This window comes from Streptomyces axinellae, from assembly GCF_039532135.1.
GTDB lineage: Bacteria > Actinomycetota > Actinomycetes > Streptomycetales > Streptomycetaceae > Streptomyces > Streptomyces axinellae.
This window is the reverse complement of sequence record NZ_BAAARJ010000020.1, coordinates 18,651-39,774: the sequence shown is the minus strand read 5'-3', so window position 1 is coordinate 39,774 and position 21,124 is coordinate 18,651. Positions and strand designations below refer to the sequence as shown.

Here is a 21,124-nt window from a genome sequence, read left to right as displayed (position 1 = left end):
ACAAGAGGGAGTTCCGGTACAGGGTGCAGTCGTACGCCTCCGTAGCGTGGCTTCTGACGGCCGCGGAGGGTTTACGGGGGCTACGCCACGGCCACCGTGTTCTCCAACTCCTCACCGGCCTCCCAGCGCCTCAACTGCTCACCGAGCAGCCTCCTGGCACGCGGGTAGAAAGCGGAGGTGATCCCTCCGAGGTGCGGGGTGATCAGCACGCCGGGGGCCCGCCACAGCGGGTGGTCCCGGGGCAGGGGTTCGGGGTCCGTCACATCGAGTGCCGCGCGCAGCCGCCCCGGAACGCCGTCCTCCGCACCGGGGACGGATGCCGGAGTGCCGACTTCCGCCAGCAGCGCCTTGGTGTCCACCACTCCCCCGCGCGCGACGTTGACCAGCAGCGCTCCGTCCTTCATCCGGGCCAGGAACCGCGCGTCGGCGAGCCCGCGGGTCTCCTCGGTGAGCGGGGTCGTGAGGATCACCACGTCGGCGAGCGGCAGGAGTTGGGCGAGATCGCCGAGGGGATGCACGGGCCCCAGCGGCGCGGCCCTGCCCGAGCGTGCGACCCGGTGCACCGCGGCCACCTCGAAGGGCAGCAGCCGCTTCTCCACGGCCTCGCCGATGGCGCCGTAGCCGACGATCAGTACGGTGCGGTCCGCGAGGGCCGGCCTGAAGTCCGGCCGCCACTCCCCGTGATCTTGCGCACGGACGGATTCGGGGAGGTGGCGCAGGGATGCGAGGGTGAGTGCCAGGGCGAGTTCGGCAGTGCTCGCGTCGTGTACTCCGCGGGCGTTGCACACCCGGGTTCCGGTGGGGAGGCGTGGGATGGCGGACTGGATGTGATCGATGCCCGCGGTCAGGGTCTGCACGACCCGCACCTGCGTCATCCGGCCGAGGGGCCGTACGGCGACCTCCGCACCCCTGTAATAGGGGACGACGTAGAAAGCGCAGTCGGCCGGGTCCGCGGGGTAGTCCTCCCCGCCGTCCCAGTAGCGGTACGTCAAGGAGTCCGGAAGTCCCTCGACGGAGTCGGGTGGAAGCGGAAGCCAGATCTCGCTCGCAGAAGCCATGGGGAGAGACTAGGCGGAGCGCCCTCCCGGCCGGGAGGGCAGGGGAATGCCCGTTCGGGGGCGTGACCCGTGTGACGAGAAGATATGTGTGGGACGCCGGAGGCAACCGCTAGTTTGGGGGGCCGCCCGGGAGGGAGCAAGGAGCCAGGTGGAGCACAGGACGATCGGTGCGGCAGCCCTCGGCGTGGGCGCCGTGGGCCTCGGCTGCATGCCGATGAACTGGGCCTACTCCACCTCGCAGCAGCGCGGAGAGGTCTCGCTGCGCACCGTGCACACCGCCTTGGACCGGGGCATGTCCCTGCTGGACACGGCCGACATGTACGGCCCGTTCACCAACGAACTGCTGCTCGGGCGCGTGCTCAAGGAGCGCCGCGCCGACGCCTTCGTCTCCACCAAGTGCGGGCTGCTGGTGGGCGAGCAGCACATCGTGGCCAACGGCCGCCCCAGCTATGTGAAGCGCGCCTGCGACGCCTCGCTGCGCCGCCTCCAGACCGACGTGATCGACCTCTACCAGCTCCACCGCGCCGATCCGGAAGTTCCGGTGGAGGAAACCTGGGGTGCGATGGCGGAGTTGGTGACCGCGGGAAAGGTGCGGGCGCTGGGCTTCTGCGCCGTGGGAGCCCGCGCGGACAGGCGCACCGGGACCCGTATCCACGAGGCGACCATACGGCAGCTCGAACGCGTGCAGCAGGTCTTCCCCGTGAGCGGGGTGCAGGCCGAGCTGTCCGTCTGGTCACGGGAGGCGCTGGAGACCCTGCTGCCGTGGTGTGACGCGCGCGGCGTGGGTTTCCTCGCCGCGATGCCGCTGGGCAACGGCTATCTGACCGGGGAGCTGACCGCCGGGCGGGGCTTCGAGCCGGACGATCTGCGCGCGCGGCACCCCCGGTTCACCGCCGAGATGATGGCCGCCAACCAGCCCATCGTCGCCGGGCTGCGCCGGGTGGCCCGCCGCCACGGAAACGCGACACCCGCCCAGGTCGCCCTCGCCTGGCTGCTGGCCCAGGGGCGCCATGTGATCCCCGTACCGGGTACGAAGCAGCCGCACTGGGCCCTGGAGAACGCGGGCGCCCCCGACCTCGCGCTGAGCGCCGATGACCTGGCGGAGATCGCCGCCTTGCCCGCGGCGCGCGGCTCCTGGGACTGACCCGCGCGGACGGCCCGGTGTGGTCCCCTATGTGCACGCGGCCCCTCCCCCGGAGACGCCCTTCCGGGACGAGCCGAGGGCGACGCCGAGTGCCGTGACCGGCGATGTTTGCCCGTCGAGGAGCGTCGTCGTGGGGGCACCGTCCGCGCGAGCGGAGCCGAGCGTGCGAGCGCAAGGCGGCCGGAAGTCCTGGATCGGGGTCTCCCCTGCTCTGGGGGTCCCTCCCGGCCGAAGGCCGGGGGAGGAGTTGAGAGCTTAGGGAAGGAGCTACCAGGACTTCCGGCCAACGCCGCGAGCGCGCGTGCCGGGCGGCGCGGCAGGGCAAAGCTTGCCGGGAGGGGCACCAGGAGCGAGGGAGAGCGGAACGTGCGACGAACGACGGGTATGAGCGTGGGCCTGGCCTGCGCGCTGCTGCTTGCCGCCGGATGCTCCGGCGGGGGCGAGGACGAAGGCGGCGGCCGGAAGCCGGACGGAGGCGAACGCTCCGCGGACGGACGCGCGGAGTCCAGCGCCTCGGCGGCGCCCGCCAAGGGCTCGGTCAAGGTGGTCAAGACCCTCACCACCGGCCTCAAGTCCCCCTGGGGCGTGGCCGCGCTCCCGGGCGGGGACCTGCTGGTGGCCCTGCGGGACAGCGGACAGATCGTGCGGGTGGACGACACGAGCGGGAAGAAGACGAAGGTGGGCACCGTGCCCGGCGTCACGGCGGCCGGCGAGGGCGGGCTGCTGGGCCTGGCCGTACCCTCCGACAGCCCCGGCATGGTGTACGCCTATCTCACCACTGCCTCGGACAACCGCATCGTGCGCATGCTCTACGACGAGAAGAAGGCGCCCGGCAACCAGCTCGGCGCCCCGGACACGCTCCTCAAGGGCATCCCCAAGGGCACCATCCACAACGGCGGCCGGATCGCGTTCGGCCCGGACAAGATGCTCTACGCCGGCACCGGCGAGTCCGGGAAGGGGGACCTCTCCCAGGACAAGAAGTCGCTCGGCGGCAAGATCCTGCGCATGACACCCGACGGCGACCCGCCCGGCCAGGGCAACCCCGCGGCCGACTCGGTCGTCTATTCCTACGGCCACCGCAACGTCCAGGGCCTGGCCTGGGACCGGGACAAGCGGCTGTGGGCCTCCGAGTTCGGCCAGGACACCTGGGACGAGCTGAATCTGATCGAGCCGGGCAGGGACTACGGCTGGCCCGACATCGAGGGCAAAGCCGACAAGAAGGGCTTCCAGGACCCCGTCGAGCAGTGGAAGCCCGCCGACTCCTCGCCCAGCGGAGTGGCTGTCGTCAAGGGCTCGGTCTGGATGGCCGGGCTGCGCGGCGAGCGGCTGTGGCGCATCCCGCTCAAGGGCGCGGAACCCGCGGCCAGGCCCCAGGCGTTCTTGAAGGGGAAGTACGGCCGCCTCCGTACGGTCGTACCCGACCCCAGCGGCGGCGGGGACGGGCTGTGGCTCGTCACCAGTGAGACGGACGGGCGGGGATCGCCGAAGAAGGGGGATGACCGCATCCTCCGGCTCAAGGTGAGCTGATGATCCGCCGGCGCGGATGAGCCGGCGAGCTGAGGTGGCCAGATGTTCAACCTGATAGAGGAACTGTTCTCGCCGGGCCGCAAGCACAGCGAGGACGAGCGGCAGCGGCTGGCGCACACCCGCTTCGACGCCGGGGCCGACGGGGCCGACGGAGACCCGGGCAAGGGCCCGATAGACCTGGCCTCCGGACGGGTCACCGTTCGTCCGCCCCAGCAGCGGGAGAGCTGACCAGCCGCAGCCGGGCGTCCAAGGCCGCGCCCTCGCCACGGGCCGGGACACCCGGCTTGGCCGGGGCCGTCATACGGCCGGCCGCTTCAGCCCTCCGGACGCAGGAGGCCGCGCTCGTACGCCTTCCGGAGGCGCTGGGGCACCAGATAGGTGCTTCCTTCGACGGTGACGGGGACGAGGGTCGGGGCGCTCGCCCGCCACTGGGCGCGGCGGTGGCGGGTGTTGCTGCGGGACATCTTGCGCTTGGGGACGGCCATGACGGTCCTTTCGCCGGAGCGGGGAGACAGTGGGTGCGGGTGGGTGCGGGTGGGTGCGGTGGAGATCAGCGGCTGGAATAAGGGAGCAGGGCCATCTCGCGGGCGTTCTTGACCGCTGTGGCGATCTGGCGCTGCTGCCGCCGGCCGACCCGGGTGACGCGGCGGCTGCGGATCTTGCCGCGGTCGGAGACGAACTTCCGCAACATGTCGGTGTCTTTGTAGTCGATGTAGGTGATGCCGGCCGCATCGAGCGGATTGGGCCGGTTCTCGCGTGCGGGCGCTGACTTGGCGGGACGGGGCATGGAGGCTTCCTCGGTGCAGGGCGGACGGGTCAGGCGACAGGGTCGAGCAGCCGGTCGAAGCCGGTGGGCCGCGGCCAGGTGTCGGGCCCGGACGCCAGCTCGTCCTCGGTGAGCAGGCAGGAGTCGAGCAGTGCGAGCAGCCCCTCCCGGTCCAGGCCGGGGGATGTGAAGACGAGGTGCTGGCAGCGGTCGCCGTGTCCGGGATGCCAGTCCAGCGCTGCGGCGGTGCGGCGCTCGGCGGGCATCATCTCCCAGGCGGCGTCCGGCAGGGCCGCCATCCACGGCCCGGTGTCCTCCACGCACAGAGCGCCCCCGGCGGCGTCCCAGGCGAGCAGGCTGTCGGGCCGGTCCGCCAGCCAGAACCTCCCCCGGCTCCGGGCCGCGGCGCAGCACAGGTCCTCCAGCGCCTCGTAGAGCCGGCCGGCGTGGAAGGGACGGCGGCGCTGCCAGACGAGCGTGCTGACGCCCTCCTCCTCACAGTCGTGGGGGAGCCGGGCGCAGGCCGGGTGCACCGCTGCCGCCGCCGCGGCCACGTCGAACCCGGCGAGGGCGGCCGTGCCCAACCCCCCGGACCCGATGCGCGCCTGCCTCGCGGTGGGGTGCAACTGCCGCAGCAGCGCCAGGTCGTCGAGCCCGGTGGCGGGGCTGTCGGCCACGGCGAGGACGGGGGCGTATTCCAGCTGCCGTGCGAAGGTGTCGCCGACGGTGCGCTGGTCCGTCGCGGCTGCGGCGAGCCCCGTCTCCGCGAGGTCGTCGCCGTTGGCCAGGCAGGGCAGGACCAGGGCGGGGTCCACGGCGGTCAGCACGTTGGTGAGCTGGAAGGCGCCGCCGCCGTGGGCGGCGATGACCTCGGCCATGCCCCGGGGTTCCACCGAATCCCACAGCTCCACTATGGCCAGGCGGGTGAGACCGCTGTCGGCCAGCCGTTCCAGTTCGGGCACGAGGTCCTCGCGCAGGGCGCAGCAGGCGCAGTTGTTGACCAGGGGGGTTTCGCTCCGGCTGGTCTCGCCCGTGGAGTCGCGGACACTGCGGCGCACGGTGCCCGCCGGGCCCGCCGACAGGTCGTGGTGCAGGGCGATGCTGCCGGGCATCTCGCGCAGCAGTTGTCGGACCGTCTCGCGCCGGGCGTCGCTGTGCAGCCCGCCGACGATCACCACGGGCATCGGTTCGGCGGGGGTCATCGTCGGCCTCCGTCGCGTCCGTAGCGGCGCTCGAAGCGTTCGACGCGGCCGGCGGTGTCCAGCACGCGGGCGGTGCCGGTGTAGAAGGGGTGGCTCGCCGAGGAGATCTCGACGTCGACCACCGGGTAGGTGTGGCCGTCCTCCCACTCGACGGTCTCGTCGGCGGTCATCGTCGAGCGGGTGAGGATGGCGAAGTCACCGGCCTTGTCGCGGAAGACGACCGGGCGGTAGGCGGGATGGATTCCAGGCTTCATGAGTGTGCTTCCCGGGTGCTGGTGGGCGGAGAGGGCGGGGACCGGACGGGGGGGCCGGTGTGCTCAGCGCTCCTCGCGGAACTCGGCGTGCCGCCCGGCCACGGGGTCGTACTTGCGCAGAACCAGCCGGTCCGGGTCGTTGCGGCGGTTCTTCCGGGTCACGTACGTGTAGCCGGTCGCGGCGGTGGAGCGGAGCTTGATGATCGGGCGTATCTCGTTGCGGGCCATGACAGGTAGCATACGACAATGATTTCCATTACCGATAGGCCACTGGTGAGCCACTGGCGAGAAAGGCAGGGCCCCGCATGTCCGCCCACTGTCAACTGACCGGCACCCGGCCGGTCTTCGGCAAGAACATCTCCCACTCGCACCGGCGCACCTCGCGCCGCTTCGACCCCAACATCCAGAACAAGCGCTACTGGCTGCCCGGTGAGGGGCGCCACATCCGACTGCGGCTGAGCGCGCGTGCCGTCAAGACCGTGGACACCATCGGCATCGAGGCCGCCGTCGCCCGGATCCGGGCCCGCGGGGAGCGTGTGTGATGGCGAAGAAGAGCAAGATCGCAAAGAACGGCAAGCGGAAGCAGATCGTGGCCCGCTACGCGCAACGGCGCGCCGAGCTGAAGGCCGTCCTGGCGTCCCCGCGGGCCACGGACGACGAGAAGACCGCCGCGCGGGCGGAACTTGGCCGCCAGCCCCGGGACGCGAGCGCGACCCGGGTGCGCAACCGCGACAGTGTGGACGGCCGCCCGCGTGGTCATCTGCGCAAGTTCGGCCTCTCCCGGGTGAGCATGCGCGCCGAGGCCCATGCCGGCCACCTGCCGGGGGTGACGAAGTCGTCCTGGTGACAAGGCTGTTGGGCGGGGGGCGACACCTCGGTGGCGTCCCCCGCCCAACAGCGCTGCGTGCCGCTGGTGTGCCGCCGGTCGCCGGGCCGGAGAGGGACGAGGCGGGAGGTGCGGACGGGGCGGCGCGGGTGCCGCCGCCGGGGCGCGGGCGGGTGTGCCTGTCGGCTCGGCCGCCGCGGGCGTCCCCCGGAAGCGGATGGCCGGGGCGGCCGGGGACCCGCGCATCATCCGGGGGCGAGACGGACACCGGTCACGCTCGCCCGCCGACGCTCGCGGGCAGCGCACGAGACGGAAACTCAAGGACCCCCCGCGCCACCGCATGACCGTGGGCCCTCCCGGCGAGCGCCTGACTCACCGGCTCGCCAGCTCACCGGCTCGCAGGCTCCCCAGGGGAAAACGCCTCGGCGCCCGCCTCGGCCTTGCCACGAGGCGGGCCTCGGCTGCCCGACGGGTCGCGGCGGCCCCCGGGCTCGGCCCGGGGATCCGGACGCGGGCACGGGGCCTTGCGAGTCCTGCGCGCCGGATCCCGTACGCGCCGTGCCCCTTACGCCCCCGGGCCGGTGAGGGTGCGCTGCCCTGCCGGATTACTGACCGGCGCCGGCTCCGGCGCCCGCGCCGCCGGTGGCGGGGACCTGGGGCTGTGCGGCGAACAGGTCGAAGTACATGCCCCCGGCGACGATCAGACCGACGACCCCGAGGACGAGGCCGCCCAGGCCGACCGCCTTCATCCACGGACGGGCGCCCGCACGGCCGTTGAGCACCGCGAGCAGGATTCCGCCGACGATGACGGCGAGCACCGCGAAGATCCCGTTGACCACGGCAGCGGCGTGCCAGGGCGCGCCGTACAGCGCGTTGACCTGCTCGGTGGCCGAGCCCCCCGAGCCCTGCGCGCCGCTGGAGATCTGGCCGATCAGCTGCTTGCGCTCGCGGAGCATCTCACCGAAGGAGGTACCGGTGAGCGAGGCGAGGCCGAAGCCCGCGCTGACCACGGCCGCCGCGCCAGCGCCCCAGCCACGGCCGGCGGCCCGTTCGCGCTCGGCAGCGTCAAGTGCGGCCTCTCGCTCGGCGTCCGCGTCGTCGAGGTCGTCGTCGGCCCCGTCGGCGGAGTAGTTGGAGTGGTCGGACTTCTCGCCGCGCGGGCCGACGGCGTCCTCGGGCTCATCGGACGCGTCGGCGCTGTCCGTCTTCGCGCCCTTGCGCAGCGTCCCGGTGGTGCCCCGGTCCTCGGCCGCGGACGCCGGGGCGGAGGTCTCCTCCGGTGCGCTCTCGTCCGCCGCGGAGGTCTTGTCAGTCGTGGTCTTCGTGCTTTCGGTAGCCATGAGCGGTCACCGTAGGTGCCGATTCTGAGAGACCAATGAGAGATTCTGTGCGCTGCGGGGACAGAGTGATATCCGGGGCCATCGAGGTCGCGGAGACCAAGGGGGCAGAGGGGGCGGAGGGGGCCGCTGGTCCCTCGATGCCGATGCGCGGAAGCCGCCGCTCCAGCCAGCCGGGCAGCCACCAGTTGGCGCCGCCGAGCAGATGCATGAGCGCGGGCACCAGCAGGGTACGCAGTACGAACGCGTCCAGCGCGACGGCGGCGGCCAGCGCGATGCCGAACATCGAAATGATTCGGTCCCCGCTGAAGACGAAGGCGCCGAAGACGGCGATCATGATGACGGCGGCGGAGTTGATCACCCGGCTGGTCTCCGACAGTCCGACCCGGACCGCACGCCGGTTGTCGCCGGTCAGCCGCCACTCCTCGTACATCCGGCTGACGAGGAAGACCTGGTAGTCCATCGAGAGCCCGAACAGGACCGACACCATGATCACGGGCAGGAAGGGCTCGATCGGCCCCGCGCCGCCCAGGCCGAGCACCTCGCTGCCCCAGCCCCACTGGAAGACGGCGACGACGACGCCGAACGCGGCGGCGACCGCGGCGACGTTCATCGCCGCCGCCTTGAGCGGGATGCCGATGCTGCGGAAGGCGAGCAGGAGCAGCGCACAGCCCAGGCCGATGACGACGCCGACGAAGAGGGGGAGCTTGCCGATGATGACGTCCGCGAAGTCGTCGTAGCCCGCCGTGACGCCGCCGACCCGCACCTGGAGCGTGGAGCCCGCCTCGGCGGCGGGCAGCACCCGCTCGCGCAGCGTGTCCACCAGGTCGGAGGTGGCCTGGGACTGGGGCGAGGTGCCGGGCACGACGGTGATCACGCCGGTGGTCCCGCTGCCGTTGAACTCCGGCCCGCTGACCTGGGCGACCCCGGGAGTGCCGCGCAGCGCGTCGGGCAGCTGGTCGAAGGCGAGCTTGTCCCCGGCGCCGTCCAGTTCGCCCACCAGGGTCAGCGGCCCGTTGCTGCCGGGCCCGAAGCCGTCGGCCAGCAGGTCGTACGCCTTGCGGGTGGTGGTCGTCGCGGGGTTGTTGCCCTGGTCGGAGGTGCCCAGGTGGAGGCCGAGGGTGGGCAGTGCGAGGACGGCCATGAGCAGGGCGGCCACCGCACCCAGCATCTTGGGCCGGCGCTCGACGAAGGCCGCCCAGCGCATCGCGAACCCGGTGGGCCGGTCCGGACGCGGCCCGCTCTCCGTCAGCCGCCTGCGCTCGCGCCGCCCCAGCGCCCGCATCCCGAGCATGCCGAGCAGCGCGGGCAGCAGCGTGACGGAGGCGGCGACGCTGAGGACGACGGTGAGAGAGGCCGCGAGGGCGACCCCGTTGAGGAAGCTGAGCCGCAGGATGAGCATGCCCAGCAGCGCGATGCACACGGTGGCCCCCGCGAAGATCACCGCCCGCCCGGAGGTGGTCACCGCGCGCAGCGCCGCCTCGCGCACGGACAGCCCGGCGCGCAGCCCTCTGCGGTGGCGGGTCACGATGAACAGCGCGTAGTCGATGCCGACGCCCAGGCCGATGAGCGTGCCCAGCATGGGGGCGAAGTCGGCGACGGTCATGAACCGGCTGAGCACTCCGATGCCCGCCGCTGCCGTGCCGACGGACACGACGGCCGTGATCAGCGGCAGGAGCGTGGCCCCCAGCGAGCCGAACGCCAGGAAGAGCACGACGGCCGCGGCGGCCAGCCCGATGATCTCGGCAAGCTGCGCGGTGGGGGCCTCGGTGACGGCTATGCCCGAGCCGCCCGCCTCGACCTGGAGCCCGTGCCCCGCCGCCTTCTTGGCGGTGTCCACGACGCGCTGGACCTGCTGCGCGTCCATCTCCTCCACCGGCCGGCTGAAGGTGAGGCTCGCGTACGCGGTGCGCCCGTCCTGGCTGATCCGCCCGCCGCTGCCGGCTCCGCCGTGGCCGTCGGAACCGTTGTCGGCGTCGTAGGGGGAGTGCACGGAGCCGACGCCCGGCAGCTTCTCGACCTCGTGCAGGGTGCGGGTCATCCGCTCCTGGACGGCCGAGGCGCGCACGCTGCCCTTGTCGGTGTGCCACACCAGGGTGTCGTCGTCACCACTCCGGTCGGGGAAGGCCGACTCCAGCCGCTGGGCCGCCGTGCCCGACTCGGTGCCGGGCGCCTCGTAGTCGTTGGAGTAGGAGCTGCCGGTGAGGGCGTATGCCGTCACCGCGCCGCAGAGCGCGGCCAGCCAGAGCAGCAGAACGAGTACGCGGCGCTTCAGACACCAGCGGGCAAGGGCTGTCACGGGCGGTCGCCTGCTTCCCGGGGTCGTGCGCTAGCTCTGCCGGGAGCGGGCCGTGCTGTGCGCGTGACGGGCTTGTGGGGGCGTGGGGTGTGCAGATGTGGGGGTCGGGGTGCGGATGTGGGGCGGCCGGGACACGGTGGCGGCAGAAGCGGCGCCACGTATTCCGGTTCTGAGCAGAGTGCCATTCCGAAGAGATCCTTTGCGGTTTTTGTGGCATTGACCACAGAGGCCGCAAAAGGGTCCGGCCCGGCGCCCGCGCACCTACTGCGGCTGGGTCGCGATCCGGATCAGGTTGCCGCAGGTGTCGTCGAGGACGGCGCTGGTGACGGGCCCCCCTCCAACGGCTCCCGCGTGAAGCGGACACCGAGGCCGCGCAGCCGCTCGTACTCCGCGTGCACATCCTCGACGGCGAACTGGGCGAGCGGGATGCCGTCCTGGACGAGCGTGTCGCGATAGGTCTTGGCAGCCGGATGGGCGGCGGGCTCCAGGAGCAGTTCGGTGCCGCCGGGGTCCTCGGGGGAGACGACGGTCAGCCAGCGGTCGGCCCCGACCACCGGGACGTCGTGCTTCTCCACGAAGCCGAGGACCTCGGTGTAGAAGTGCGGGGCCTTGGCCTGGTCGTCGACGAAGACGCTGGTCAGACGCTGGTCAGATGGATCTTCATGGGGCGCTCTCCTCCGGTGCGGAGGGGTCGGGCACGGGCCACCGCTCGGCGATCTGCCGCAGCGGGGCGGTGTTCAGATCGTGGAACTTGCAGCGGCCCTCCCGCCGCGTTTCGACGAGCCCGGCGGCCTCCAGCACGGCGAGGTGCTGGGAGACCGCCTGGCGCGAGATGCCGAGCCGGTGCTTCGCGCTCAGCCGCGCGCAGATCTCGAACAGCGTCTGCCCGGAGCGCTCGGTCAGCTCGTCGAGGATGGTGCGGCGGGTGGGATCGGCCAGGGCTTTGAACGGGTCGTCGGCCATGGCCGCACTATAGGCAAGTGCGCACTTGCCTATAGTGCGACCGTACTCCCCCGACGCCCCGCACCCGGGCAGCCGCACCCACCTGTTCCGCCTGTCCCACCATCCGTACACCTAGAATTCCCTTTTTATTCGCCTGTGGGCAACCACACATTTTCCCTGCCATCGAATTTACTACTGCATCTGAAAAATTACGCCGAAGTGGCAATAAACAAGGGCAGGAAATGCCAGAAACACCCGGGCGATCGCAGGCGGACGAGCGGAACAACAGGCGCCTCACTCGCAATAATGGCCCGCTTGGTACGTCGGTACTTCCCAAGCGGGCGAAGGATCACGAACTGGACGATCAGGGCGACATCCGGGTCAACCCTTTCCTGGTGCCGCTTGAGGAGATCCCCCGTGAGGTGATCCTCGACGGAAAACCTGGCGCGGTCTGGCATTTCTCGGCCGTCCTGCGCGGAGAACCGGACAACCCGGATGTGCTGCGCTGGCGCGTCATGCTGGGCAGCGAAGAACTCCTCACGGTCATGAGCCGGATGGACTTCCTCAAGGTGCTGGGCGGGCTGCGCAAGGGCGCGCTCGAAGAGCAGAAGGCGAACCCCGAGGAGGAGATCGCCTATCCGACCCAGGAGGGCCTGGCGAAGAACATCAGCGGACTGGGCCACACGACCATCGCGGTGGATTTCAAAATTCATGGAGCGACGAAGGCAGGAAAGGCAGCACTGAGCGGAGAATTCCGATACGATCCAGCCTGCAACGCCGGCTGGATAAACGACAAGTCGGGCCGCTACATGAGTAAAAGAGTGAGAACCAAGAAAACGGACAGAGATCCCGAGAAGATCGCGGAATGGGGACAGGCAGTTGCAAAGGAATTCAGCGATCACCTAGGAATCCCGGTCCCTTTCAACCAGCTGAAAACCTCGTCGAACCCCGTCGCGACACCCGCAGCGGCCCTTCAGCCCACCGCCGCCCGGCCCAGCTCCTCCGCCGTCACCGCACGCCCGGCCAAACGCCCGCGCGACCCCGCCACGGACACGGCCAGGAACGCAACCGAGGAAGCGGTCGCGAACACGGCGAACACCGCGAACACCGCGAAGAGGAAGCACCGGTGATCTGAAGGCGCCGCATCGGCCGGCTGTCCCGGCCGCCCGGCCTCCCCGCTGTCCGGCCGTCCCCCGCCGTGGGCTGTGGCGGCCCGGGCGGTGGTCCACACGTCCAACACCTTTGCCCCAGCCCCTCGTTCTCAGGTCGCGCGACCAGCGCAGCCCCCTCCGACCTGGGAGAACCATGCACAAGCGCACCCGCAGGCGCGTCCTGTCCACGGCCGTTCTCACCCTGGCGCTCTCCGGCGGCGCGCTCACCACGGGTGCCGCCTCGGCGGTGGCACCGCCGGAGGCCACCGTCCGGCAGCAGGCGGACCAGATCATGAACCTCGGCTACGAGGAGTTCGCGCGAACCCCGCACATCACTCCGTTCAACTGGACGACCGACGGCTGCTCCGTCCCCGGCCCCTTCGCCCCCTACCGCGAGGTCTTCCACCTCGCCTGCACCCAGCACGACTTCGGGTACCGCAACTACGGCGGCAACCACGAGCTGAAGCTCAGCCCCACCCGCGAGACCAAGAACTGGATCGACGGCCGCTTCCGCACCGAGCTGATCCGCACCTGCGAGAACACCTACCCGACCCCGCTCAGGCGCCAGGGCTGCCTCACTGCGGCCGACGCGTACTACCTGGGGGTTCACACGACGCCGGCGGCGGACAAGGCGTTCTTCTGAGCCGACGGTCAGTCGGCGACGGCGGGCTCGGGCGGAGCCGCGGAGGCGTCACGGACACCCAGGCGCAGGTGCTCGACGTGGTACAGGGCCTGGTCGAGGAGTTCGGCGACGTGGTTGTCGTGGAGCGCGTAGATGATCGAGCGCCCGTGACGCTCTCCGGTGACCAACCCGAGATTGCGCAGCAGGCGCAGTTGGTGGGAGCAGGCGGAGGCTTCCATGCCGACGGCCTCGGCGAGGTCGCTCACCGAGCAGGGCCCTTCGTGGAGCCGCGCCAGGATGTGCAGTCGCGAGGGGGTGGCGAGGGCCTGGAGGGTCGCGGCGACGTCGGCGGTGCCCACGGCGTCCAGGCGCTCGCGCGTGGTGGCGTTGCTGGCGCTGCCGGTTCCGTGGCCCATGCGGGCATTGTACTCAAGACACCTGAAGACCTATTCACATGTTCCTGTATGGTGGAGACCTTGCCCCAGCCCGCCCGCGAAGGGTCTCCCTGCCATGTCCTCACTCCTCGACCAGCGGCCCGCGCCGCCCGCAGCCGGGCCTCCGGCGGTGCCTGCGCCCCCGCGGCGGCGCACCCGGACGCTGGCGCTGCCGGAGGCCCGATGGGCACTGGCCTCGCTGGTCCTGTTCCTGACCGCCCTCCCGCTGGACCTCTTCGGAGCCCCGGCATGGTCGTGGGTCCCGCTGTATGCCGCCGTCTACCTCACCGGCGGGTGGGAGCCGGGGTGGGAGGGCCTGAAGGCCCTCAAGGACAAGACCTTGGACGTGGATCTCCTGATGGTCGTCGCCGCGCTGGGCGCCGCCGCCATCGGCCAGGTCCTCGACGGGGCCCTGCTGATCGTCATCTTCGCCACCTCCGGCGCGCTGGAGGCCGTCGCGACCGCCCGGACCGCCGACTCCGTGCGTGGCCTGCTCGACCTGGCCCCCACGACGGCGACCCGGCTCCTGCCCGGCGGCGGGGAGGAGCCGGTTCCCGCCGAGTCGCTCGCCATCGGCGACGTCATCCGGGTGCGGCCCGGCGAGCGGATCGGCGCGGACGGCCAGGTGCTCGACGGGGCGTCCGACATCGACCAGGCCACCATCACCGGCGAGCCCCTTCCCGTCGCCAAGCAAGCCGGGGACGAGGTGTTCGCCGGCACCGTCAACGGCACCGGCGCCCTGCGCGTACGCGTCGAGCGGGACCCGTCGGACTCGGTGATCGCGCGGATCGTGAAGATGGTCGAGGAGGCGTCGGAGACCAAGGCTCCGACCCAGCTCTTCATCGAGAAGATCGAGCAGCGCTACTCGATCGGCATGGTCATCGCCACGCTCGGCGTCTTCGCCGTACCACTCGCCTTCGGCGGCGAACTACGGCCCGCTCTGCTCCGCGCGATGACGTTCATGATCGTCGCCTCGCCGTGCGCGGTGGTGCTGTCCACCATGCCGCCGCTGCTGTCCGCGATCGCCAACGCGGGCCGCCACGGCGTCCTCGCGAAATCCGCGGTCGTGATGGAGCGCCTGGGCCGGATCGACGCCGTCGCCCTGGACAAGACCGGCACCCTCACCGAGGGCACGCCGCGCGTCACCGACATCTGCCCCGCCCCCGGCTCCGGCCTGGACGAGAACGCCCTGCTGGCGCTGGCGGCAGCCGCCGAGCATCCCAGCGAGCACCCCCTGGCCCGCGCCGTCGTCGATGCCGCCCGCGAGCGCGGCCTCGCCCTCGTCGAACCGGCCGGCTTCGCCTCCGCGCCCGGCGCCGGGGTCACCGCCACCGTCGAGGGCCGGGTCGTCCAGGTCGGCTCCCCCGCCCGCCTGGCCTCCGCCGCCGGATCGGAGGCCGCCGGTACGGTGCGGGCCCTCGAAGAGCGGGGCCGCACCGCGGTACTGGTCCTGCGCGACGGGGCGCCGGCCGGAGCGCTGGGCGTCTCCGACCGACTCCGCCCCGACGCGAGGGCCACCGTGGCCGCCCTCGCCGGACTCACCGGCCGCCCACCGGTCCTCCTGACGGGAGACAACGAGCGCGCCGCCCGTCACCTGGCCGCCGAGGCCGGCATCACCGACGTCCGCGCCGGACTCCTCCCGCAGGACAAGGCCGCCGCCGTCCAGCGGTGGGAAGCCGAAGGACGCCGGGTGCTCGTGGTCGGCGACGGAGTCAACGACGCTCCCGCGCTGGCCGCGGCCCACGCCGGCATCGCGATGGGCAAGGCCGGCTCCGACCTCGCGCTGGAGACCGCCGACGCCGTCGTCGTCCGCGGCGGACTCGCCCCCATCCCCGCCGTCGTGGACCTGTCCCGCAAGGCCCGCCGGCTCGTGATCCAGAACCTGGTCATCGCCGGGACCTTCATCACCGCACTGGTCGCCTGGGACCTGATCGGCACCCTCCCGCTGCCGCTCGGCGTCGCCGGCCATGAGGGCTCCACCGTCGTCGTCGGCCTCAACGGCCTGCGCCTGCTGCGCGATGCCGTCTGGACGGACTCCTCCGGGCAGGACACCGCGTGAACGGGCGTACCGGACGCGACCGGACGCCCGCCCCCTCCGAAGCGGCGGGCGGCGACTCGCCGAGGAGGGCACGTACGCGCTTCTCGCTCTCGTCGCGGGCCGGGTCCATGGCGTCGATGGCGGGGAGGTCGGGGAGGTCGGGGAGGAATACTTGCCTCCTTTGACACCTTGTTGGTGATCATGCGCATCTTCCGTACCTACGCCCGCACGTGCGCCGACGACCTGGATGCGGTGCTGGCACCGCTCACTGCGGTTTCCGGCGAGCCGGTCAGCACCCGCTTCACGATGCCGAACGGCTTGGAGCTGGCCACCGTCGGCCGCGTTCTGGTGGTGGCGGGCGATGAGCGGGTGCTGGAGCCTTACCGGGCGACAGTGGCCACGCTCATCGTCGATGACCTCGACGAGTGCCGCGCGCTGCTCCACCGGACCGGAGCGCGGATCGTGCGCGGTCCGCAGGCCGTTCCCACTGGCAGGAACCTGACTGCGAAGCTGCCAGGTGGCGTCCAGATCGAATACGTGGAATGGGACGAGGCCCAGTGGGAACGTGCCGGAGGCCGGCCAGCGTAGGTGACCGTCCTCCCTGAGTCCGGTGCCGGCCAGTCATCCGCCGACGAGAGCGGGGGCCGGTGCTGGATCCGCCAGGCCCCTTGTCGATGGGCGCACACCAGAGGGGCGGGGTCGGTGAAGGCAGTGTCGGCCTGGCAGCGGCGGCGGAGCAGGCACATGTACTTTCGACCGGATTGCGGCCCTGACCAGCGATAAGCACGGCGGACGCCACCGGCTCAGCACCGGGCCGCGCGCCACACCGTCAGCTTCTCCGTCGCCGGGACGCGCAGGGCGGGGCCCTCGTCCAAGGTGAGAACGAGGGCGAGCGCGCCCGTTGCGAAGCGCTCGCCGCGTACGCGGCGCACCGTGCGCCATGCGCCGTGGGCCCGGACGCGGTGACCCGCGCACACGGTGACGGCCGAGACCATTGCTTCACCTTCACCTGCGGAGCCGCGCAGTTCGGCCCAGACGGTCTTGCCCACGCCGCCCGGGCGGCGTTCCGTCCCCCACCGGTAGGCGATCGCCTCCACGAGCAGCAGCCCGTACCCGCCCTCGTCGCCGGGCGCCGGCACCCTGGGCGCGGGACGCCCCTCGCCCGCGTCGCAGACCTCCAGCCGTACGGTCATCTCGTCCGGCCGCCCTACCCGTACGGCGACCTGCCGGTCGCTCGGCGCGGGTGCCCGCACGGCGTTCGTCACCAGCTCCGACACCACCAGCTCCGCGTCCTCCCGCACCCCCGCGTGCACCTCCCACGCGGTGAGCGCCGCCCGTACGAGGTCCCGCGCCCGGGGCACGCTCGCCTTGCTGCGGGGCAGGCGACAGCTCGCCTCGTACGGCTCCCGGGACTGGTCCTGCTGAGGCATGGCGGACTCCTTGAGGGGGTGGGCGCGAGCTGAACTCGTCGCTTTGCGGGCGCAGTTGACTGCCGTCGGCCTCAGCGTGTCCCGTCAGCGATGTTCGTGCAACGTTGAATGGAGCTTGCAATTGTTAGTTCACTCTTTCGTGCGGCTTGAAGGGTTGATACCTGACGCTTCTGGTAGGCAGTCCTCCATGCCACCCGTAAAGTCATCCACCGTGCTCGGTCGCCAACTCGGCGATGAGTTGAGGCGTTTCCGCGAGGCGGCGGCCGTCACCATGGCCGAAGCCGCCGAGGTGCTGGACTGCACCAAGGGCAAGATCAGCCGCATGGAGAACGGGCATGTCCCCGTTCGCGGGCCGGACCTCTCAGCCCTGATGAACGCCTACGGGATCGAGGACCGCGAGACGCACGAGCGCCTTGTCGCCTTGGCACGGAGGGCGAACAGGCGCCGCCGAGACGGCTGGTGGCACCGGTACAGCACCGTGTTGGACGCCACGTACCGCGATCAGATCGAACTGGAATCGATCTGCGACAGCGTTCGGACGTATGAAGTGCAGCTTGTTCCGGGGCTCTTGCAGACCGCGGAATACGGCCGCGCGGTGACCGTCGCGTCACGGGCCTGGAAGACACCGGAAGAGATCGAACAGTTCGTCCGCGTCCGCCTCGCCAGGCAGGAGAGACTCATCGGCGACGCGCCCATGGAGCTGTGGGCCGTCCTTGCGGAAGGCGTCCTCCGCCAGCAGGTCGGAGGAGCTGCCGTCATGCACGCCCAGTTGGAACACATGGCAGAAATGGCGCAGCTCCCCAACGTCACCGTCCAGGTATTGCCGTTCTCGCGCGGCGCGCACTCGGGTATGTTCGGCCCGTACCTACTGCTGAGCTTTCCACAGGTGACATCGCTGGATCTCGTCCTGACGGAGACCCCGACCGGGAACCTCTGGATGGAGCGGGAGGCAGAAGTCGCCTACTACCGCACACTCTTCGATGACGCACGAATGACCGCGTTGCCACCGACAGAGTCGCTCGCGCTGATCCGTCGCATCGCCAGGGAGTACAGATCATGAAGCACACACAGCGGGCTGCCTCGCTCCCCCTGGAAATAGAGTGGCGCACGAGCAGTTACAGCGGCGGTCAAGGCAACTGCCTGGAAGCCGCCATGAACCTCCCGCACAGCGTCCCCGTGCGGGATACCAAACACCGGGGCGCCGGCCCCGTCCTGCGCATCCCGCACCGCAGTTGGACGGCGTTCCTGGCGAGCCTCGGATAGTGGGGGCGGGGAGCGGCGGCGCGGGGCGACCCGATGGCCGGCCGCGTCGAGTGGGTGCCGCGGGTCGGCCGGCCCGGCGGCCAGCGGCCCGCGCCGCCGCCGGACCCGGCGGGACCACCTGTCCGCGTGGACCCGCCGGGGAGCCACGGGAAGCACGCCGGGCACACGCGGCGTGCGGAGCGCGCCGCGTACGTGAATTCTGCGCCCGATGTGTGCTTGTCCGGCACTCGCCACCCTTCGCACGGGTACCTCCCGGGTCGCGCTCCCCGACCCGGCACTCCCGGCGCGGCTGACACGGGCAACCGTTAGCCTGTGGGAACTGCCCGGCGCATGTTCGGGACGGAACGGCAGGCCGCGAGGCCGCAGCACGCACCACACGGGATGGGGGACGGTCGTTACGTATGCCCAGGGAATTGCAGCGCGGCCACAAGGCCAAGATCAGTGATCTGACGGCGGGCACCGATCTGTACGTGGGCGTACAGGTCAGCGGGCCCGGGCTCTCCTTCGACATCAGCTGCTTCGGGCTGGACGAGCGGGAACTCCTCTCCGACGACCGCTACTTCATCTTCTTCAATCAGCCCACATCCCCCGAGGAGTCCCTCCAGCTCCTCGGCGCGCAGGCCGGGGACACCGAGTCCTTCCGGGTGACCCTGGAGCGGATCCCGGCGCAGGTCAGCCGGCTGTCCTTCACCGCGTCGCTCGACGGCGCGGGCCAGATGTCGCAGGCGGGGCCCGGCTACATCCGCATCGTCGCGGGCGGCGAGGAGGTCGCGCGCTACGCCTTCGACGGCTCGGAGTTCACCACCGAGCGGGCCGTGATGCTGGGGGACTTCTACCGCAAGGACGGCGTCTGGCGGTTCGCCGCGATCGGCCAGGGCTTCGACGGCGGCCTCGACGCGCTGCTGAAGAACTTCGGGGGCGAGGTCGCCGAGGAGGAGCCGCAGGCCGCCCCGCAGGGGGCGCCCGGTTTCGCCCCGCCAGGTGGCGGGGCACCTCAGCAGCCCGCCCCGGGCTTCGCCCCGCCGCCGGGTCCCGCGGCACAGCAGTCATCCCCGGCACCCCAGGCCCCGCAGGCGCCCCAAGCACCCCAGGCCCCGCAGCCGTCCGCGCCGCAGCCGCAGCCCGCTTCCGGGCGACCGCAGCCGCAGCCGCAGGTGCCGGATGTGCACGGGGCGCCGACCGTGGCCGTACCCACCGCGCCCTTCGGCGGCGAGCCGCGGCCACCTCAGCCGCCGCCACCACCGCAGGCCCAGCAGTACGCGCCGCCCACCGACAACCCGTACGCACCCCAACCCCCGCAGCCGCCGCAGCCCACTCAGCCGCAGTTCCCGGGCCAGCAGGCGCCATCCGCCCAACAGGGGCCACCCGCCCAGCAGTTGAGCAACCCCTTCGCGCCGCAGCAGGGCGGATTCGGCGCCCAGGCCCCGCAGGCTCCCCAGGCGCCGCACATTCCGCAGGGCCCCGCCGCCGGAGTGGGCGCGGCGTTGGGCAAGTTCCACGAGGTGCCGACCGGGCAGCGCTGGACACTCCAGAACCCGTCGCTCGTCCGCGCCGACCTCGGCATCGACGGTCAGTCCGTCCTGGCCAAGCAGGGCAGCATGGTGCTCTACCAGGGGAAGGTCGACTTCTCCTACAAGGGCGCCGGTTTCACCGGGCGCGTGGTCGGCAACGCCACGGGCCAGGAGATGCAGCTGATGCGGTGCAGCGGGCGCGGCCAGGTCTTCTTCGCGGAGAACGCGGCCCACGTCCACCCCGTCGAGCTACAGGGCGACGCGATCTGCGTGTCCGCCGAGAACGTGCTGGCCTTCGACGAGTCGCTCCAGCACGAGGTGCGCCGCATCGAGGGGCACGGCATCCCGGGCGGTGCGCTGTTCACCATGCAGTTCACCGGTACGGGCACCGTCATCGTCAAGACGCAGGGCACGCCTGTCGTGCTGCCGGTGACGCCCACGACCTTCGCGGACGCGCAGGCCGTCGTCGCCTGGTCGGCCGCCGCCCAGGTCATCGTCTCCAGCCAGGTCCGGCTGCACCGCAACGCCTACCCGGGACACAGCGGCGAGACCGTGAACCTCCAGTTCCGGGGCGCACCCGGGAACTTCATCGTCGTCCAGCCGTACGAGGTCTAGGGGAGCCCCGAAGTGAATCAGCCAGCAGCACTCGCGGGCTTCGCGCCCGCCCCCGTGGCCGCCCGTATGCAAAACCACGGGCAGCACATGGTCAAGGTGGCCATGCAATCCGGCCAGGACCTGTTCGCCAGGCCCGGCTCGATGGTCGCCTACGAGGGCTTCGTGCAGTACGAGGCCAACCCGCCGGCCGTGCGGCAGATGGCCTCGCAGTGGCTCTCGGGCGAGCAGAACCCGCTGATGCTCTGCCGGGGCGACGGGCTGCTCTACCTCGCCGACTACGGCGCCGACGTCGTCTGCGTGAACCTCAACGAGGAGTCGCTGTCCGTCAACGGCACCAACCTCCTCGCCTTCGACGCACACCTCCAGTGGGGCGTCGAGCGGGTCAAGGGCATGGCCAAGTTCGCCGGGCAGGGGCTGTTCAACGTCGGCGTGCGCGGCACCGGCTGGGTGGCGCTCACCTCGCGCGGCGCACCCGTCGTGGTGGACTGCGGACGCGGCGAGGACGAGACCTACGTCGATCCCGACGCGCTGGTGGCCTGGTCCAGCGGGCTGAAGATGAAGAGCAAGCGCAGCATGAAGGCCGGCGCGCTCATCGGCCGGGGCAGCGGCGAGGCATACCAGATCGCCTTCTCCGGCCAGGGCTTCGTGGTCGTACAGCCGAGCGAGGACAGCACGGACCGTATCCGGGTCCGGGGCTGAGGGGGG

Annotated in this window: 24 protein-coding genes and 1 pseudogene; 13 read left to right on the top strand and 12 right to left on the bottom strand. The window is 71.6% G+C overall.

Going from position 1 to position 21,124, the window contains the following annotated elements:
- Positions 1 to 80: 80 nt before the first annotated feature.
- Positions 81 to 1,058: a 2-hydroxyacid dehydrogenase gene (locus ABD339_RS26525; RefSeq protein ID WP_344569370.1), complete on the bottom strand. Its 978-nt coding sequence runs from the start codon at positions 1,056 to 1,058 to the stop codon at positions 81 to 83.
- A 148-nt stretch (positions 1,059 to 1,206) separates the two neighbouring features.
- Between ABD339_RS26525 and ABD339_RS26520 the strand changes: the two genes are divergently transcribed.
- The 3 genes from ABD339_RS26520 to ABD339_RS26510 all read left to right on the top strand — a co-directional run bounded on the left by ABD339_RS26520 (position 1,207) and on the right by ABD339_RS26510 (position 3,957).
- The gene (locus tag ABD339_RS26520; protein WP_344569368.1) at positions 1,207 to 2,202 is read left to right on the top strand and encodes an aldo/keto reductase; all 996 of its coding nucleotides are present in this window, start codon (positions 1,207 to 1,209) and stop codon (positions 2,200 to 2,202) included.
- Between the two features lie 384 nt (positions 2,203 to 2,586).
- Positions 2,587 to 3,729 carry a PQQ-dependent sugar dehydrogenase gene (locus tag ABD339_RS26515; protein ID WP_344569552.1) on the top strand — a complete coding sequence of 381 codons (1,143 nt, stop codon included), beginning with the start codon at positions 2,587 to 2,589 and terminating at the stop codon, positions 3,727 to 3,729.
- A gap of 42 nt (positions 3,730 to 3,771) precedes the next feature.
- Positions 3,772 to 3,957 carry a DUF6191 domain-containing protein gene (locus ABD339_RS26510; protein ID WP_344569366.1) on the top strand — a complete coding sequence of 62 codons (186 nt, stop codon included), beginning with the start codon at positions 3,772 to 3,774 and terminating at the stop codon, positions 3,955 to 3,957.
- Positions 3,958 to 4,043: 86 nt separating this feature from the next.
- Here ABD339_RS26510 and rpmF read toward each other — a convergent pair whose 3' ends face one another.
- The 5 genes from rpmF to rpmG form a co-directional block, all read right to left on the bottom strand.
- Positions 4,044 to 4,214, bottom strand: a complete 171-nt coding sequence (rpmF, locus tag ABD339_RS26505; RefSeq protein ID WP_344569364.1) for a 50S ribosomal protein L32 — start codon at positions 4,212 to 4,214, stop codon at positions 4,044 to 4,046.
- 65 nt (positions 4,215 to 4,279) lie between these two features.
- Positions 4,280 to 4,516, bottom strand: coding sequence for a 30S ribosomal protein S18 (gene rpsR / locus ABD339_RS26500; protein WP_344569362.1), 237 nt, complete (start codon positions 4,514 to 4,516; stop codon positions 4,280 to 4,282).
- 29 nt (positions 4,517 to 4,545) lie between these two features.
- Positions 4,546 to 5,697 carry a GTP-binding protein gene (locus ABD339_RS26495; protein WP_344569360.1) on the bottom strand — a complete coding sequence of 384 codons (1,152 nt, stop codon included), beginning with the start codon at positions 5,695 to 5,697 and terminating at the stop codon, positions 4,546 to 4,548.
- Positions 5,694 to 5,951, bottom strand: coding sequence for a type B 50S ribosomal protein L31 (locus ABD339_RS26490; RefSeq protein WP_344569359.1), 258 nt, complete (start codon positions 5,949 to 5,951; stop codon positions 5,694 to 5,696). Before ABD339_RS26490 ends, ABD339_RS26495 begins: the two co-directional genes overlap by 4 nt.
- A 63-nt stretch (positions 5,952 to 6,014) precedes the next feature.
- Complete coding sequence (gene rpmG, locus ABD339_RS26485) at positions 6,015 to 6,179, bottom strand: 50S ribosomal protein L33 (protein ID WP_344569358.1); 165 nt, start codon at positions 6,177 to 6,179, stop codon at positions 6,015 to 6,017.
- Between the two features lie 77 nt (positions 6,180 to 6,256).
- Here rpmG and rpmB point away from each other — a divergent pair, with 77 nt between their 5' ends.
- Positions 6,257 to 6,493, top strand: coding sequence for a 50S ribosomal protein L28 (gene rpmB / locus ABD339_RS26480; protein WP_344569356.1), 237 nt, complete (start codon positions 6,257 to 6,259; stop codon positions 6,491 to 6,493).
- The gene (gene rpsN / locus ABD339_RS26475; RefSeq protein ID WP_344569354.1) at positions 6,493 to 6,798 is read left to right on the top strand and encodes a 30S ribosomal protein S14; all 306 of its coding nucleotides are present in this window, start codon (positions 6,493 to 6,495) and stop codon (positions 6,796 to 6,798) included. The genes rpmB and rpsN overlap by 1 nt, the downstream gene beginning before the upstream one ends.
- A 584-nt stretch (positions 6,799 to 7,382) precedes the next feature.
- On the opposite strand, the gene ABD339_RS26470 is transcribed toward rpsN, so the two are convergent.
- The 4 genes and pseudogenes from ABD339_RS26470 to ABD339_RS26455 form a co-directional block, all read right to left on the bottom strand.
- Positions 7,383 to 8,117, bottom strand: a complete 735-nt coding sequence (locus ABD339_RS26470) for a hypothetical protein (RefSeq protein WP_344569352.1) — start codon at positions 8,115 to 8,117, stop codon at positions 7,383 to 7,385.
- Entirely contained in the window at positions 8,086 to 10,413 is a 2,328-nt protein-coding gene (locus tag ABD339_RS26465; RefSeq protein ID WP_344569350.1) for an MMPL family transporter, read from the bottom strand. The genes ABD339_RS26470 and ABD339_RS26465 overlap by 32 nt, the downstream gene beginning before the upstream one ends.
- A gap of 261 nt (positions 10,414 to 10,674) precedes the next feature.
- Positions 10,675 to 11,054: pseudogene (locus tag ABD339_RS26460) on the bottom strand (VOC family protein).
- Between the two features lie 19 nt (positions 11,055 to 11,073).
- Entirely contained in the window at positions 11,074 to 11,376 is a 303-nt protein-coding gene (locus ABD339_RS26455; protein WP_344569348.1) for an ArsR/SmtB family transcription factor, read from the bottom strand.
- 221 nt (positions 11,377 to 11,597) lie between these two features.
- On the opposite strand from ABD339_RS26455, the gene ABD339_RS26450 reads away from it, so the two are divergent.
- Both ABD339_RS26450 and ABD339_RS26445 read left to right on the top strand, forming a co-directional pair.
- The gene (locus ABD339_RS26450) at positions 11,598 to 12,485 is read left to right on the top strand and encodes a hypothetical protein (RefSeq protein WP_344569346.1); all 888 of its coding nucleotides are present in this window, start codon (positions 11,598 to 11,600) and stop codon (positions 12,483 to 12,485) included.
- Between the two features lie 175 nt (positions 12,486 to 12,660).
- Positions 12,661 to 13,149 carry a phospholipase A2 gene (locus ABD339_RS26445; RefSeq protein WP_344569344.1) on the top strand — a complete coding sequence of 163 codons (489 nt, stop codon included), beginning with the start codon at positions 12,661 to 12,663 and terminating at the stop codon, positions 13,147 to 13,149.
- Positions 13,150 to 13,157: 8 nt separating this feature from the next.
- On the opposite strand, the gene ABD339_RS26440 is transcribed toward ABD339_RS26445, so the two are convergent.
- Positions 13,158 to 13,544 carry an ArsR/SmtB family transcription factor gene (locus tag ABD339_RS26440; protein ID WP_344569342.1) on the bottom strand — a complete coding sequence of 129 codons (387 nt, stop codon included), beginning with the start codon at positions 13,542 to 13,544 and terminating at the stop codon, positions 13,158 to 13,160.
- 94 nt (positions 13,545 to 13,638) lie between these two features.
- Here ABD339_RS26440 and ABD339_RS26435 point away from each other — a divergent pair, with 94 nt between their 5' ends.
- A complete protein-coding gene (locus ABD339_RS26435; protein ID WP_344569338.1) occupies positions 13,639 to 15,621 on the top strand; it encodes a heavy metal translocating P-type ATPase in 1,983 nt (660 codons plus the stop codon).
- Positions 15,622 to 15,801: 180 nt separating this feature from the next.
- Entirely contained in the window at positions 15,802 to 16,188 is a 387-nt protein-coding gene (locus ABD339_RS26430; protein ID WP_344569550.1) for a hypothetical protein, read from the top strand.
- Between the two features lie 215 nt (positions 16,189 to 16,403).
- Here ABD339_RS26430 and ABD339_RS26425 read toward each other — a convergent pair whose 3' ends face one another.
- Complete coding sequence (locus ABD339_RS26425) at positions 16,404 to 17,030, bottom strand: ATP-binding protein (RefSeq protein WP_344569336.1); 627 nt, start codon at positions 17,028 to 17,030, stop codon at positions 16,404 to 16,406.
- A gap of 187 nt (positions 17,031 to 17,217) precedes the next feature.
- Between ABD339_RS26425 and ABD339_RS26420 the strand changes: the two genes are divergently transcribed.
- The 4 genes from ABD339_RS26420 to ABD339_RS26405 all read left to right on the top strand — a co-directional run bounded on the left by ABD339_RS26420 (position 17,218) and on the right by ABD339_RS26405 (position 21,118).
- Positions 17,218 to 18,090: a helix-turn-helix domain-containing protein gene (locus ABD339_RS26420; RefSeq protein ID WP_344569334.1), complete on the top strand. Its 873-nt coding sequence runs from the start codon at positions 17,218 to 17,220 to the stop codon at positions 18,088 to 18,090.
- Entirely contained in the window at positions 18,087 to 18,293 is a 207-nt protein-coding gene (locus tag ABD339_RS26415; RefSeq protein WP_344569333.1) for a DUF397 domain-containing protein, read from the top strand. The genes ABD339_RS26420 and ABD339_RS26415 overlap by 4 nt, the downstream gene beginning before the upstream one ends.
- A gap of 401 nt (positions 18,294 to 18,694) precedes the next feature.
- Complete coding sequence (locus tag ABD339_RS26410) at positions 18,695 to 20,419, top strand: TerD family protein (protein ID WP_344569332.1); 1,725 nt, start codon at positions 18,695 to 18,697, stop codon at positions 20,417 to 20,419.
- A 12-nt stretch (positions 20,420 to 20,431) separates the two neighbouring features.
- Positions 20,432 to 21,118: an AIM24 family protein gene (locus ABD339_RS26405; RefSeq protein WP_344569330.1), complete on the top strand. Its 687-nt coding sequence runs from the start codon at positions 20,432 to 20,434 to the stop codon at positions 21,116 to 21,118.
- The last annotated feature ends 6 nt before the right edge of the window (positions 21,119 to 21,124 follow it).